11 protein-coding genes are annotated in these 13,800 nt (G+C 39.2%); 2 read left to right on the forward strand and 9 right to left on the reverse strand.

Going from position 1 to position 13,800, the window contains the following annotated elements; genetic code table 11:
• Nucleotides 1-457: 457 nt before the first annotated feature.
• The 6 genes from purD to prmA all read right to left on the reverse strand — a co-directional run bounded on the left by purD (nt 458) and on the right by prmA (nt 7,049).
• Complete coding sequence (gene purD / locus H4J57_RS18610; RefSeq protein WP_182218422.1) at nt 458-1,744, reverse strand: phosphoribosylamine--glycine ligase; 1,287 nt, start codon at nt 1,742-1,744, stop codon at nt 458-460.
• An 84-nt stretch (nt 1,745-1,828) separates the two neighbouring features.
• On the reverse strand, nt 1,829-2,656 hold the full coding sequence (locus H4J57_RS18615; protein WP_182218423.1) for a class I SAM-dependent methyltransferase: 828 nt from the start codon (nt 2,654-2,656) through the stop codon (nt 1,829-1,831).
• 258 nt (nt 2,657-2,914) lie between these two features.
• The gene (gene purH / locus H4J57_RS18620; protein WP_070375035.1) at nt 2,915-4,516 is read right to left on the reverse strand and encodes a bifunctional phosphoribosylaminoimidazolecarboxamide formyltransferase/IMP cyclohydrolase; all 1,602 of its coding nucleotides are present in this window, start codon (nt 4,514-4,516) and stop codon (nt 2,915-2,917) included.
• Nucleotides 4,517-4,699: 183 nt separating this feature from the next.
• Nucleotides 4,700-4,987: a DNA-binding transcriptional regulator Fis gene (gene fis, locus H4J57_RS18625; protein ID WP_070375036.1), complete on the reverse strand. Its 288-nt coding sequence runs from the start codon at nt 4,985-4,987 to the stop codon at nt 4,700-4,702.
• A gap of 20 nt (nt 4,988-5,007) precedes the next feature.
• Nucleotides 5,008-5,973: a tRNA dihydrouridine synthase DusB gene (dusB, locus tag H4J57_RS18630; protein ID WP_070375037.1), complete on the reverse strand. Its 966-nt coding sequence runs from the start codon at nt 5,971-5,973 to the stop codon at nt 5,008-5,010.
• A gap of 194 nt (nt 5,974-6,167) precedes the next feature.
• Nucleotides 6,168-7,049: a 50S ribosomal protein L11 methyltransferase gene (gene prmA / locus H4J57_RS18635; RefSeq protein ID WP_182243876.1), complete on the reverse strand. Its 882-nt coding sequence runs from the start codon at nt 7,047-7,049 to the stop codon at nt 6,168-6,170.
• Nucleotides 7,050-7,168: 119 nt separating this feature from the next.
• Between prmA and H4J57_RS18640 the strand changes: the two genes are divergently transcribed.
• Nucleotides 7,169-7,657 (forward strand): putative 4-hydroxy-4-methyl-2-oxoglutarate aldolase, encoded by a 489-nt coding sequence (locus H4J57_RS18640; RefSeq protein ID WP_182222980.1) that lies wholly within the window; start codon nt 7,169-7,171, stop codon nt 7,655-7,657.
• Nucleotides 7,658-7,707: 50 nt separating this feature from the next.
• Nucleotides 7,708-8,673, forward strand: a complete 966-nt coding sequence (locus tag H4J57_RS18645) for an NAD(P)-dependent oxidoreductase (protein WP_182222981.1) — start codon at nt 7,708-7,710, stop codon at nt 8,671-8,673.
• A 181-nt stretch (nt 8,674-8,854) separates the two neighbouring features.
• Here H4J57_RS18645 and H4J57_RS18650 read toward each other — a convergent pair whose 3' ends face one another.
• The 3 genes from H4J57_RS18650 to H4J57_RS18660 all read right to left on the reverse strand — a co-directional run bounded on the left by H4J57_RS18650 (nt 8,855) and on the right by H4J57_RS18660 (nt 13,107).
• Nucleotides 8,855-10,468, reverse strand: a complete 1,614-nt coding sequence (locus H4J57_RS18650; protein WP_182243877.1) for a di-heme oxidoredictase family protein — start codon at nt 10,466-10,468, stop codon at nt 8,855-8,857.
• Between the two features lie 95 nt (nt 10,469-10,563).
• Nucleotides 10,564-11,715: an imelysin family protein gene (locus tag H4J57_RS18655; protein WP_182243878.1), complete on the reverse strand. Its 1,152-nt coding sequence runs from the start codon at nt 11,713-11,715 to the stop codon at nt 10,564-10,566.
• Between the two features lie 42 nt (nt 11,716-11,757).
• Complete coding sequence (locus H4J57_RS18660; RefSeq protein ID WP_182243879.1) at nt 11,758-13,107, reverse strand: hypothetical protein; 1,350 nt, start codon at nt 13,105-13,107, stop codon at nt 11,758-11,760.
• Between the last annotated feature and the right edge of the window lie 693 nt (nt 13,108-13,800).

Genomic DNA, 13,800 nt, shown 5'->3' on the forward strand with positions numbered 1-13,800 from the left:
TGCCTGAAGCGAGATGCGCATGATACGCTTCTCAGTTTTGATGTCAACGTTTTATTTAATTTAATTTGAAGTTTCTTTTCGAAGATTCAAACCTTATCTATAAAACGTTAAGTTAACTACTTTACTCTAAAGTGATGTAGATAACCTATCAAAACGTTCGTTTGGGTTACCCCTTGGAACTGGAGCGCATTCTAGACATTTCTCGCTGGGCGTCAACCCTTTTTTGTCATAAATTTGAAATAATCGATCGTTCGGTCAATTAACATACATACCGCGTTGTTATTGAGCTTTATTAAAGCTACTACAGTAATTATCAATTTTTTATCAGTTATAACTAAACAAAACCTAACAATGATCATTTCAGTTTACTGTAGGGGATCTTGAGATATTCGTGGATTTTAGCTAATAAAAAAGCCTCTTAAAAGAGGCTTTCATTTCAACACTTAAAAAGTATAAGTTAACTTTGTTCTCTGGCGATTGCACGATAGGCAATATCTGTTCTGAATTGTACTTCTTCCCAGCTTATTTCGTGTAATAAAGCATAGGCAGATTTTTGCGCTTGTGTAACCGTTTCGCCTAATGCAGTAGCACAAAGCACTCGACCGCCAGCTGTCACTATCTCACCATTAATTTCAGTGGTGCCAGCATGGAATGTTTTTCTGTCTGGATGCTGGTTAGTTTCTAAACCTGAAATCACTTTACCTTTGGCGTAAGTGCCTGGATAACCGCCGGCCGCTAATACTACACCGACAGCTGGACGTGGATCAAAATCAATAGTCGCTGTATCTAACTTACCAGCACAGGCCAGTAAACATAACTCAACGATATCAGACTTTAAACGCATCATAATAGGTTGTGTTTCTGGATCACCAAATCGACAGTTGTATTCAATCACTTTTGGCGTACCTGTCGCATCTATCATTAAGCCAGCATATAAGAAACCAGTATAAGGGGCATCTTCTTTAGCCATACCCTGCACTGTAGGATATATGACTTCATCCATAATACGTTGATGAAGTTCAGCGGTAACTACTGGCGCTGGTGAATAAGCGCCCATACCACCTGTATTTGGTCCTTCATCATTATTATAAGCACGCTTATGATCTTGACTTGTTGCCATGGCTAAAACATTTTTGCCATCAACCATAACAATAAAGCTCGCTTCTTCACCATCTAAAAATTCTTCGATGACAACACGATGCCCGGCATCTCCAAAAGCATTACCAGCAAGCATATCTTTAATAGCGTCTTCAGCTTCTGGCAATGTCATTGCGACAATAACGCCTTTACCAGCTGCTAAGCCATCAGCTTTAATAACAATAGGTGCGCCTTTTTCACGAACATAAGCTAACGCAGCTTCTATTTCAGTAAAATTTTGGTACCAGCCAGTAGGAATGTTGTGACGAGCTAAGAAGTCTTTAGTAAATGCTTTTGAACCTTCAAGTTGTGACGCTTTAGCACTTGGACCAAAAATAGTTAACCCCTCGGCTTGAAAGGCATCAACAACGCCGTCAACAAGTGGCTGCTCTGGGCCAACAATCGTTAGGGTAATGTTTTGAGTTTTAGCAAAGTCGACTAGTGCAGCAGTATCGCCAGCGGATATGGCAACATTTTCTACTTTATTTTCTGTTGCTGAACCGGCATTACCTGGTGCAACAAATACTTTTTCTACTTGTGATGATTGTGCAGCTTTCCATGCGAGTGCATGTTCACGACCACCACTACCTATTACTAAAACATTCATTTATCTTAACCCTACTTTATTTGCTAGAAAATATGCTAAAAAACTTGCGCCATTATAAGGGAAGTTATGGCGCAAGTCTTAAGATTATTTAGCTACTTTTGCAAATTTTAAAGTCATTCGATCACTTTCACCGATAGCCAGATATTTTTCTCTATCTTTATCTTTTAATGCAAGTGACGGGGGTAATGTCCAGACACCTTTTTCATAACTTGCTTTGTCTTTAGCATTAGCATTTACTTCACTACTGGCAATAAAAGTAAATCCAGCAGCTTCAGCTTGTGCAATTGTCTTCTCCACAGAAACATAGCCGCTATTCATATCGTTAGCTGTTGCGCCTTTTGGTAAACGATGCTCTACGACACCTAAAATACCACCAGTTTTTAATGCCTTAAAGGCATCAATAAATACTTGGCTAACACCTTCTTCTCCCCAGTTATGTAAATTACGAAAAGTAAGTACCATATCCGCAGAACCAGCGGGGGCTAATTCACTGGCTTTCTTAGGCACAAAGTTAGAGAGTTCAACTTCACTAAACATCTCATGACTAGCCAATTTTTTTACTAAATTTTTACGGGAATTACTGTAATAGTTGTCTTCACCGGTATCAGGATAATGAGCACCAATTAACTTTCCTTTGCCTTTTAACGCAGGGGCTAAAATCTCAGTGTACCAACCACCACCAGGTGTTATCTCAACAACAGTCATTGATGAATTAAAACCAAAAAATTCTAAGGTTTGTTGTGGATGACGGTATTCATCACGTATTTTATTAGCCGCTGATCTATGTTCACTAGCAACCGCTTGGGCTAACTGTGTATTAGCCATAGGTTGCATGGCTTGATCAGCGTAAGAAACGCTGGCTAATGACAGGCTAATGATTGAAGCTGATAATAAAGTTTTTATTGTTTTCATTTGCTTTTCCATATCAAGAATAAAGGTTAACTCGACATGTTATAGCAGATTTTAAAAGAAGAAACAGATAAGGGGGATAAAAGAAAAGTATTTAACCTTGTTGAAGTGTAACATTTTATCAACAAGGCTAATAAAGCCGTTATTTGGAAATGCTTTAAGCTGGTTAGTGAAAATTAAAAGCGGAAGCGCGGAGCGTAGTTTATCTACTTGAGCACTTCCAACGAATAATTTTATTTAACCAACGATAAGCAAACCTACTTAATGGCGGAAGTGACGCATTCCAGTGAACACCATAGCTATGTTATGTTCATCGGCAGCGGCAATAACTTCATTATCACGCATAGAACCGCCCGGTTGAATAACAGCAGTAATGCCCGCTTCAGCGGCAGCATCTAAGCCATCACGAAATGGAAAGAATGCATCAGATGCCATGACTGAACCTTTAACTTCTAAGTTTTCATCTGCAGCTTTGATACCAGCAACTTTAGCTGAGTAAACTCGGCTCATTTGACCGGCACCGACACCAATAGTCATGCTATTTTTAACGTAAACAATCGCATTAGATTTCACGTATTTCGCTACTTTCCAACAGAATTGTAAGTCACGCATTTCATCAGCAGTGGGTTGGCGTTTAGTAACAACTTTCAAATCATCGCTGGTCACTTTGCCTTGGTCTCTGTCTTGAACCAATAAGCCACCATTAACACGTTTAAGATCAAAACCGGTAGTTTTGGTCGACCATTCACCACAGGCTAATAAACGTAAGTTAGGTTTAGCAGCAACAATTTGTGCCGCAGCTTCTGAAACACTTGGCGCGATAATAACTTCGACAAACTGGCGAGAAACAATAGCTTCTGCTGTGTCGGCATCTAATTCACGGTTGAAGGCGATAATGCCACCAAATGCTGAGGTAGGATCTGTACGATAAGCACCTTCGTAAGCGGCTAAGATATTGTCACCAATAGAAACACCACAAGGGTTAGCATGTTTAACGATAACACACGCCGGCTCATCAAATTCTTTAACACATTCTAAAGCGGCATCCGTGTCAGCTATATTGTTATAAGAAAGCGCTTTACCTTGTAATTGCTTAGCCGTTGAAACCGATGCTTCTTCAGGATTTGCTTCGACATAAAAAGCAGCATCCTGATGCGAGTTTTCACCGTAACGTAAATCTTCAGTTTTAATAAACTGACTGTTAAAGGTGCGTGGAAATTTGTTTTTTTCTTTAAAGTTAACTTCGCTTTTTTCACCACTTCGCGCACTAAGCATTTTGCCAAAGTAATTTGCGATCATACCGTCGTAAGCTGCAGTATGTTCATAGGCAGCAATAGCTAAGTCAAAGCGTGTGTTATACGTTAATGAATCATCGTTACTATTCATTTCTGCTAATACGCGCTCATAATCGTGAGCATTAACAATAATCGTCACATCTTTATGATTTTTTGCCGCTGCACGAACCATAGTGGGTCCACCGATATCAATATTCTCAATCGCGTTTTCTAAGCTACAGTTTTCATCACTAACTGCGTTAGCAAATGGGTAAAGGTTAACGACAACAAGATCAATCGCGCTAATATCGTTTTCAGCCATAACGGCTTCATCCATACCACGGCGCGCTAAAATTCCGCCATGAACTTTTGGATGAAGTGTTTTAACACGACCGTCCATAATTTCAGGGTGACCTGTGTATTTAGAAACTTCAGTAACTTGTATACCATTATCAGCTAATAATTTTGCTGTGCCGCCGGTTGATAAAATATCAACACCTTTTTGCGCTAAACTACGAGCGAAATCGACAATACCTGTTTTATCAGAAACACTTAATAATGCACGTTTGATTGGGCGTGGAGTATCCATTGCTTTATTGTTAACCTTAAAGTTAGTTTAATTGTCTGGCCGTTGACATTTGTCCTTGGCAGTGATTTTTTAAAATAAATCCTTTACTCAGTAATGAGTAGCTAGCTGAAGAAAACCCCTTAGCTAGAAATAAAGAAAGCACCCTAGGGTGCTTTCGATTGACAGGGACAACCTGTCTATTTTTTAGTTCATGCCGTATTTTTTAAGCTTCTTACGTAAAGTACCACGGTTGATACCTAACAAGTTAGCTGCACGTGTTTGGTTACCGCGCGTATACTTCATAACTTCTTCTAACATTGGCGCTTCGATTTCAGAAAGTACAAGGTCGTACATATCATCTACATCATTACCATTTAATTGCGATAAGTAGTTACTGATAGCTTGTTTAGCTTGAGTACGTAATGGAGAATACTCAGCTTGAGTTTGGATCTTGCCAGTAACGAATGGTGATGAAATATTTTGTTCAAACATAAAGTTCAGACTCTTTCTAGTTAATTTAAATTATCAAAATACAGTTCTAATGCATCAAGTTGATCGGTAGATGACTCTAACGCATTAAAAACAGAACGAAATTTTTTCTCTTGATCATACGCGAGCATATACCAAGCAACGTGCTTACGAGCAAAACGAACACCCATAAAGTCACCGTAAAAGTTGTGTAAGTCCTTTACATGCCCAATAACTATCGGACAAATCTCTTCCAATGAGGGGGCAGACAAATGTTCACCCGTTTTCAAGAAATGATTAATCTCTCGAAAAATCCAAGGTTTCCCTTGGGCACCACGACCCACCATTACGGCATCAGCCCCAGTAAAATTTAATACCTGCGCCGCTTTGATTGCGCTGGTAATATCGCCATTAGCCACAACGGGAATACTAACCGCTTGCTTGATGGCTTTTATCGTTTCGTATTCCGCATCCCCTTTATAAAAATCATTACGGGTGCGACCATGAACGACTAAAGACTGAATACCGTTGTGCTCAGCAATTTTAGCAATTTCAATGCCGTTGCGAGTGTTCTCACACCAGCCGGTACGAATTTTAAGTGTTACTGGCACGTTTACCGCATCAACAACACTTCGCACTATTTCTTCAACTAATTTAGGTTCTTTTAATAATGCAGAACCCGCGAGCTTTTTATTGACCTTTTTAGCAGGACAGCCCATATTAATATCTATAATTTGTGCGCCATTTTCAACATTAACTTTAGCAGCAAACGCTAACTCTTCAGGATCTGAACCGGCAATTTGTACCGAACGAATACCTGCAAATTCACTATGAATACTTCGTCGCTTAGATTTTTCGGTATGCCATACTTTGGGATTAGACGAAATCATTTCTGACACGGCTAACCCTGCTCCCATTTGACAACACAGTTGTCGAAAAGGTTGGTCGGTTATTCCGGCCATTGGAGCAAGCATTACATTACTTGATAAAGTATACGAACCTATATTCATGTTGCTGTTTTTTTGAGCTACTATTCAAAAGGGCGCTAAGTTTACGTGTTTTTAAGGGAATTGAAAAGCATATAAATTGAACAATTCTTGCTTTTTTTTGCGTTTTTAATATTGACTTTTTGCAAACTATTGATGTGAGCAGAATTTGTACAAATAGCTAACGAATACTGCTCAATTAATAACAGGGTTTTTGACTAATTTTTTTTACCTGAAAGACGAACCCATTCATCTTGAACAGCAATGGCATCCATTTCACACCACTGACTATAAATATTTTGCAGTTCATTGGCCTGTTCTTCTAAAACACCTGACAGTGCAAGGTGACCATTTGGTGCAACAAATTCAATAATCGTTGGCGCTAATTCACGTAATGGTCCGGCTAAAATATTAGCGACAACCACATCAGCTTTAAAACTTGGCTGATCTTTTGGTAAGAAAAGTTCTAAACGGTCTGCAATACCGTTGCGCTCAGCATTTGCTTTACTTGCTTGTAATGCTTGTGGATCAATATCAATACCAATGACTTTTTTCGCGCCTAGCTTAAGTGCCGCCAGCGATAAAATTCCTGAACCACAACCAAAATCAACTACAGTTTTACCGACTAAATCTAATCCGTCTAACCAGGTTAAACATAATGCCGTGGTTGGATGGGTGCCTGTGCCAAACGCTAAACCTGGATCAAGCATAACATTAACCGCGGTTGGATCAGGAACTTCGCGCCAGCTTGGACAAATCCATAAACGCTCACCGAATTTCATTGGATGGAAGTTGTCCATCCACTCTCTTTCCCAATCTTTATCTTCAAGTTGCTCTAACTTGTAAGCCATATTGTTTTTATCTGGATGGATACTTTTCAAATAAGTAATGGTTTTATCCATGTCATGGCTGGCATCGAATAAGCCCATTACCACGGTATTGTGCCAATAGATAACTTCATCACCCGGAAGCGGCTCATAAATAGGGGTATCTTGGGCGTCGATAAACGTTACGGCTTGTGCGCCACAAGCACTTAACCAATCACTATATTTTTCTGATGTGTCTTCATTCGCACTCAAGCGAAGTTGTATCCAAGGCATGGGAGGTGCTCACTATAAATTTTTCACTAGTTTAGCATTTGTTAGTTAATACCTACAAAGACTTCTGCTAGAGTATTGCTAGGATAATTATTCCCTCTGGCCTAATAAGGAACTCTACGATGCTCGATCTTCTCCCTGATTTATATGACATTTACCCTAACGCATTAACACTGGCACAACCGCTATTTACTGACTATGGCAAAAATAACATTTTTTATGGGGAAATAGTCACCGTGTCTTGTTTTAATGACAATTCAAAAGTTAAAGCTTTGGTAGATACTGACGGCACAGGTAAAGTCATGGTTATTGATGGTAAAGCAAGTACCACACGTGCACTGTTAGGTGACATGCTTGCTGAAAAAGCGGTTAAAAATGGTTGGCAAGGAATAGTCATTAATGGCTGTATTCGTGATGCGGGTACGATTGCCACGCTAAAACTAGGTGTAAAAGCATTGGGTTGTTGCCCAATTAAAACTGAGAAACTAGGTATTGGTGAAGTAAATATTCCCATTACTTTTGCCGGCATTCATTTTATTCCCGGACAGTTCATCTACGGCGATAGTAATGGTTTAGCCATCAGTGAAAAACTTTTATCATTACCGTCTTAACGCAATTGTTTAGGCTCATACACAGATTAAAGACAATATAGGTTATTTAAATGAAATATTTCCCCATTTTTCTTGAGGGTAAAAACATATCGGCAATGATCATTGGTGGTGGTGATGTCGCGGCACGTAAAATTGAATTACTGCTAAAAAGTACCACTAACATTACGGTTATGGCTGCAAGCTTATCTGAAAGTGTGAAACGATTAGTCGATGGCCATGATCTACATTGGCTCGCTCACAATTACCAAAGCGGCCATTTAATTGGCATGAACTTAGTGATTGCAGCTACCGACGATGGCGAAGTCAATAAAGCGGTTGCTGGTGAATCACAACCGCTCAACATTCTCACCAATGTTGTTGACCAACCTGAACTCTGTACTTACATCACGCCAGCAATCATAGATCGCGCACCGATGATTATCGCTATGTCTAGCTCTGGAAGTGCCCCTATACTGTTAAGGATGCTTAGAGAACAAATTGAAAAAACCCTGCCTAATGGCTACGGTAGGCTTGCAGATTTCTCTTTTAAATTTCGAGATCATGTTAAAGCAAGAGTAAGAGGGCTGCGCAACCGTAGGACCTTCTGGGAAAGCGTATTAAGAGGGCCTATCGGTGAGCAGATTTTACAAGGTAATATACCCGAAGCTGAACAACAGCTTATTGCCAGCATAAAGAAAGAAATTACACCGCCGGTAGGTGAAATTGTCTTTGTTCATACATTAGATGGTAATCCAGATAAATTAACCCTACAGACTCACCGAGAAATGCAATTTGCTGAAGCGGTATTTTATGACGATGACGTTAATATCGACCTAATTGAATATATACGCCGTGATGCTGAAAAGTATCCACAAAGTATTACTTCATCAATACTTATTAATTTTCAACATGCACTTGAACTCGCAGAGAATGGACAGAAAGTCATTTATCTCTTAGCAGGACACACACAGTTACCTGAAAACTCAGCATTGTCGTCGAGCAGTATTTTGAAAAAAGAATTAATAAGTGGTGCATAAGTAAAGATCTACAGCGTTTTTAGACTATAACTTACGATTAAAGGCTGATCCTGTTGCATCACCATCCCGTTTTTTAAAAAATAAGGCGTTAAAGTAACTCTTTAACGCCTTGAATAAGTGATGCTTTGCGCAAAGCCCACTTCTTCTGGAGAAATAATAACATTGTCGGCGCGGCGCTGACTTATAAAGACATAACAAAAGAGACTAGTTGCTCACGTTCATTAACACTTAATGCCATAAACTTGTCGGTAGCTTGTTGCGCTTCACCGCCATGCCAAAGTATTGCTTCTTCTACCGTACTCGCTCGACCATCATGTAAAAAACCAGCGGCAGGATTCACTGTTTTAGTTAACCCTATTCCCCACAGTGGTCGAGTTTTCCACTCATTGCCTGTTGCCATAAAATCACGACGATTATCTGCTAATTCTGCGCCTAAATCGTGTAATAACATGTCTGTGAAGGGATAAATATGTTGTCCTTTTAATGACTCAGGTGCAGGTACTCCCCCCACCAAAATATCACCACTCATCGTAGTAAAGTCTGGTTGATGGCAAGACACACAACCGACCTCTTCAAATAATTGTGCGCCGGCAATTACCATTTCATTATTTACATTGCGTCTTGATGGCACAGCTAATGTTTCCGCATAAAAAACAACATCATCTGAGAACTCTTGGCTTGCTTCACTACCTCCTTGTTCATCAACACCGGTATCAATAAAACCTGTCCGCGTTAAATAGCTTTCATGCAAAGGTGAATTAGCGATACTCTCCTGTGGAAATAACGGATTGGTAATCCCCATATCACCCCGTAATGCGCCCAGAGACTGAACACGAACACTGGGTGTGCTTGCTTTCCAGCCAAAGCGTCCAAGTGATACAGGTATAAGATCTTTGTTTTTCGCTTTAATTGGGTCGAAAACCCAATTAGGACGACCTGAAATACCATCGTTATTGGTGTCTAGCTCATCACTTAACGCTAATATATCCGCTTCGGCGATGAGTTCTAACAAACCTAAACCAAAGATTGGCATGCCATTACGTGGGCTATAACGCACATCAACCTGCATAATCGCACTATCGCGTTGTTGACCGTCGCCAACATCGTAAGCGTTTTCAATAGTAAATACCGGTTTCTTTAATTCAACCGTATCACCATTGGCATACATTATTGTTTTAAATTCATAAGCTAAATAAACATCGGCTTGACCAACAAAAGGGTGATCTTGCCAATCAGCCCGTGCTTTTAACACACCTCGATGAAATAGCTGGGTACCAAAACCTTGCACAGGCTTATTTTGACAATAGTTATTATTAATTGACGGTGCTGTGCATTCACCGTCTTCAATACTCATTCTCAAAAAAATACCGGCATTAGCGCCTAATAAAATACGATTTTGGTCTTGTGGAATGGTTAATGTAGATGGACGACCATCACGCTGGTGGCATGAGTTACAATTTTGATTATTAAAAACCGGTCCCAAACCATCTAATTCAGGGTGTTCCATATTTGGCGCTGTTGTAAACGCCATTTCAAAATTAGCATCGCCAGTCAGGTGTTGGTTTAGTTCAGCGTCAGTTAAGGTCGTTATTGGAGTTGAAAAGCCATGCCCTGAATCACTAGCATCAAATGCTGTCGCTTTATCACCTAGGTTTTCAACAAAAGTATAATCAGGGTAATCAGGTTCAACAACAGCATTATCATTTGACTGACTATCACTATTACAGGCACTAAGAAATAATGTTGCCAGTAAAAGATTAATCGTAATTATTAAACCCTTGTTTATATTATTCATATTTAACATAAGTTTTGTTCTATTTATAAATTAAAGGGAAGTGCATCCTTGCACGGCTTACATCCTTTAGGGGTCGGTTAGCAACTAAATCACTGTTAGTTATTCCAGTTATTCAACAATATAAGCACATCACTCTCTAATGATGTTTGTAAGATACTTAAAGCATCAATAGCGGCTTGAATACGAACACGTGCTTCTACATCATTAATTGCTTGCCTGAACGGCATATCATTTTCACCTGAAATCGCTTTAATTGCTGTTATTGCTGTCGTTATTTCTGTATCGATGCGAATAGCTAAAGCACTATCCGCGGCTTGAACGAAATTAATAATTCCTACATCGGTCACAGCTTGTGAATTTGTGGTCCCTAGGTAAACATTTTTAACCCCTTGAATATTATTTGTGAAATCAGCCAGTGAATTCCAACTGTATTGTGATTCAACTAACGAGGTATCCGTTGAGTTAATATCACTACCAAAGGGTTCAGCAATTTTTCCGTTAGCGACTTCATCAACAATACCTATCATGCCATTAATTAATTCTTCTACGACGCCTAGTTCAGACGCATAAATGTCATTACCTGGTATCAGCAAAAATTCTTGGTAGGGTAATGAGTTTGTATCATTAGCATCATGTCTAACCGTCCACGCATCAAAAAGCGATTGGGTATATTCACGAAACACTTCTGCAGTAGCAACTAAATATTCACGCTCTAACGCTGTCATTTCATCTATCGCTTTAGCATTATCGGTTAAGCCATCGCCAAAAAGTAGAAACTCCATGGTATGAAAACCCTGAACATCGTCGTTAAATAACTTGATAACCTCGGCATTAAAACCACTTTGTGTTGCTAATAAACTTTGCAGGTCACTGGTATTTAATGGCCAAGTATCTAAGTGAGGATCTATAGATAAGGCATCTACTGGTCCAAAAATATGAGCTTCTCCTTGCTCCCAAGGTTGGCGAACTGTTTGCCATGCTTGTTGAGTTGCCAATAATGTTTCTTGGCTCGGAGAATTTAATAATGACAAGGTCGCTAAGTGAAAGATCTCTGCTTTGGTGTTCAGGTCGTTATAACCTTCAACAATAATATCGTTTGTTATATTACTTATCATAGCGGTTGCATCAAACGCGAAGCCTGATGGTTCTTCTATAACAGGTATTGACTGTGAAGAACTGCTACCACCACATGCAGATAACATTAATATTGCTGTGGTCGTTGCGAAGAGCGAAGTTTTCAATGACATTTTTAATTCCTTTAAATTTACAGTCGTCTTTTAAACTGATGGTTATATTGAAAAATAATAGCCCATCGATAGGCTAAAACTTTGGGTATTATCAAGGTTGTTTTGTGCATAAGTTTTTTCAGCAAACTGAGCTTTAAGTACCACATTTTTTATTGGTATGTAGTTCACACCGATGGCAATTTCTTTAATATCAAAACGAGAGGTAGCTAAGCCCCCTGCTACTTCTTTAATAGGGTTGGCATAATCATATGAAGTAAATAGATACAAAGGTTTGCTAAGGCCAAGCAAAAATTGACTGTTATAGGCGACTTCTAGAAATGCTGACTCAGCTTCACTACCTAATTGAGCAAAGTTACCTGGTTTTAATCCTGGCGTTGTTTTATTAGCGGCAGTAATGGCTAAGCTGTCATCTAATTTGCCGAATAAATACTGACCTCGTAGCGTCCAATCTTGATAACGATAAACGCCATTGAGCCCGATAATCGATAAATGGCCATCCGCTGAAATATTATTGGTATTATTGCGATTACCACTGGTGTTACCGCTGTAAAAACTAGCGCCTATCCCTGAACCTTTTTTAAGGTCGCCATAATCTACTCGAAGCGTTAACGCTAAGTCGTCGGCATTGATCGTTTCGAATCTTTTTTGGTGACCACTGGCTACCCAGCGATAAGTACGAAAGTATTCAGAATTAAGGCCTGTCGTCAGCAAAGCTTGCGCCTTAAGTCCTTGCCAATTTGCAGTGAAGTTAATCCCGGTTTCATGCCAAACTTGGGGGATAAGTGTTGATTCACTCCAATGACGCTGGGTAGTAAAATATTGATCAGGTTTGTGTAACTCAGTCCCTAAACCCACAGGGACAAATATTCTGCCAAGTTTAATAGCAAAGTAGTCATTGTAAGCATATTTGAGTTCTAATTTTTCAACCAGAACTTCACCACCCGCTTCTATCTCAGTTTCAAATTCTCCGAATTCTTCGAAGCCATCATATTCTAATGCTGCGCCCGTACCACCATGTTCGTACTCTAACTCTATTTCAACTTGCCATTGGGGATCAAACCGATAACCAAATTCTAAAACAACGCGTTCGACATCAGTTATGCTGCGCTTTTGTGGTTGTGTGTCTTGCGTGTTACGAAAAACATCTTCCGTTTTATAAAGTACACTGCCATAAGAGGTAATGTGCCAATTTTTGATGGCTGAATAATTTAGCTGATCTTTATGACTTGTTGAGGATACGGCTAGACTTAATTGTCTAAGTTCACTTTGAAGCTTTTCAATTTGTTGCTGTTGTTTGTTAAAGTTAATAACAGAGGGTTGATCATCAGCCTGAGCAAGGTTACAAAAACTGACCATTGCCAATGTTGATAAAACAGAAATTTTGTTTTTCATCTTACTGCACCAATACAAATACGAATCACTTTCATTTGCATGTATTGTAATTAGCTCTAATGATTATTGCAAACAATAATAGTTATCATTCGTAATTAATTTCATTCTATTCTTTTGATCACTGAAATAAGAGATAAAAAAGACGCCTAAGCGTCTTTTGTTAAATTCTCGTGAGTACTAAAATCAGCAATTGTGAAATACCTCTTACAGGTACAGCGATACAATACCTGCTCTGTGTTAGCGATTTTACAGTTTTGCTAAAATTCAGATATAAAAAAAGACGCCTAAGCGTCTTTTCTTGAATTATCGTGAGAACTAAAATCTGCAATTATGCGATGCTTCTTTTAGGTACAGCGATACAACACCTGCTCTGTGTTGGCAGCTTTGATAGTTTTGACTGTTTGACTCTTTGACAATTTCACTAAAATTTAGTGATAAAAAAAGACGCCTAAGCGTCTTTTTTTTAAGTTCTCGTGAGAACTAAAATCTGCAATTATGTGATGCCTCTTTCAGGTACAGCGATACAACACCTTCCCTGTGTTAGCGATTTTACAGTTTTGCTAAATTTTAGATATAAAAAAAGACGCCTAAGCGTCTTTTCTTTAAGTTCTCGTGAGAACTAAAATCTGCAATTATGCGATGATTTTAGATACAACACCAGCACCAACAGTACGACCACCTTCACGGATAGCG

This window comes from Colwellia sp. BRX8-7, assembly GCF_014077275.1.
Lineage (GTDB): Bacteria > Pseudomonadota > Gammaproteobacteria > Enterobacterales > Alteromonadaceae > Colwellia_A.

Bases quoted from the DNA above. Each gene is read 5' to 3' on its own strand.
- purD (WP_182218422.1), bottom strand. From the start codon at position 1,744: ATGAATGTTTTAGTAATAGGTAGTGGTGGTCGTGAACATGCACTCGCA.
- H4J57_RS18615 (WP_182218423.1), bottom strand. From the start codon at position 2,656: ATGAAAACAATAAAAACTTTATTATCAGCTTCAATCATTAGCCTGTCA.
- purH (WP_070375035.1), bottom strand. From the start codon at position 4,516: ATGGATACTCCACGCCCAATCAAACGTGCATTATTAAGTGTTTCTGAT.
- fis (WP_070375036.1), bottom strand. From the start codon at position 4,987: ATGTTTGAACAAAATATTTCATCACCATTCGTTACTGGCAAGATCCAA.
- dusB (WP_070375037.1), bottom strand. From the start codon at position 5,973: ATGAATATAGGTTCGTATACTTTATCAAGTAATGTAATGCTTGCTCCA.
- prmA (WP_182243876.1), bottom strand. From the start codon at position 7,049: ATGCCTTGGATACAACTTCGCTTGAGTGCGAATGAAGACACATCAGAA.
- H4J57_RS18640 (WP_182222980.1), top strand. From the start codon at position 7,169: ATGCTCGATCTTCTCCCTGATTTATATGACATTTACCCTAACGCATTA.
- H4J57_RS18645 (WP_182222981.1), top strand. From the start codon at position 7,708: ATGAAATATTTCCCCATTTTTCTTGAGGGTAAAAACATATCGGCAATG.
- H4J57_RS18650 (WP_182243877.1), bottom strand. From the start codon at position 10,468: ATGAATAATATAAACAAGGGTTTAATAATTACGATTAATCTTTTACTG.
- H4J57_RS18655 (WP_182243878.1), bottom strand. From the start codon at position 11,715: ATGTCATTGAAAACTTCGCTCTTCGCAACGACCACAGCAATATTAATG.
- H4J57_RS18660 (WP_182243879.1), bottom strand. From the start codon at position 13,107: ATGAAAAACAAAATTTCTGTTTTATCAACATTGGCAATGGTCAGTTTT.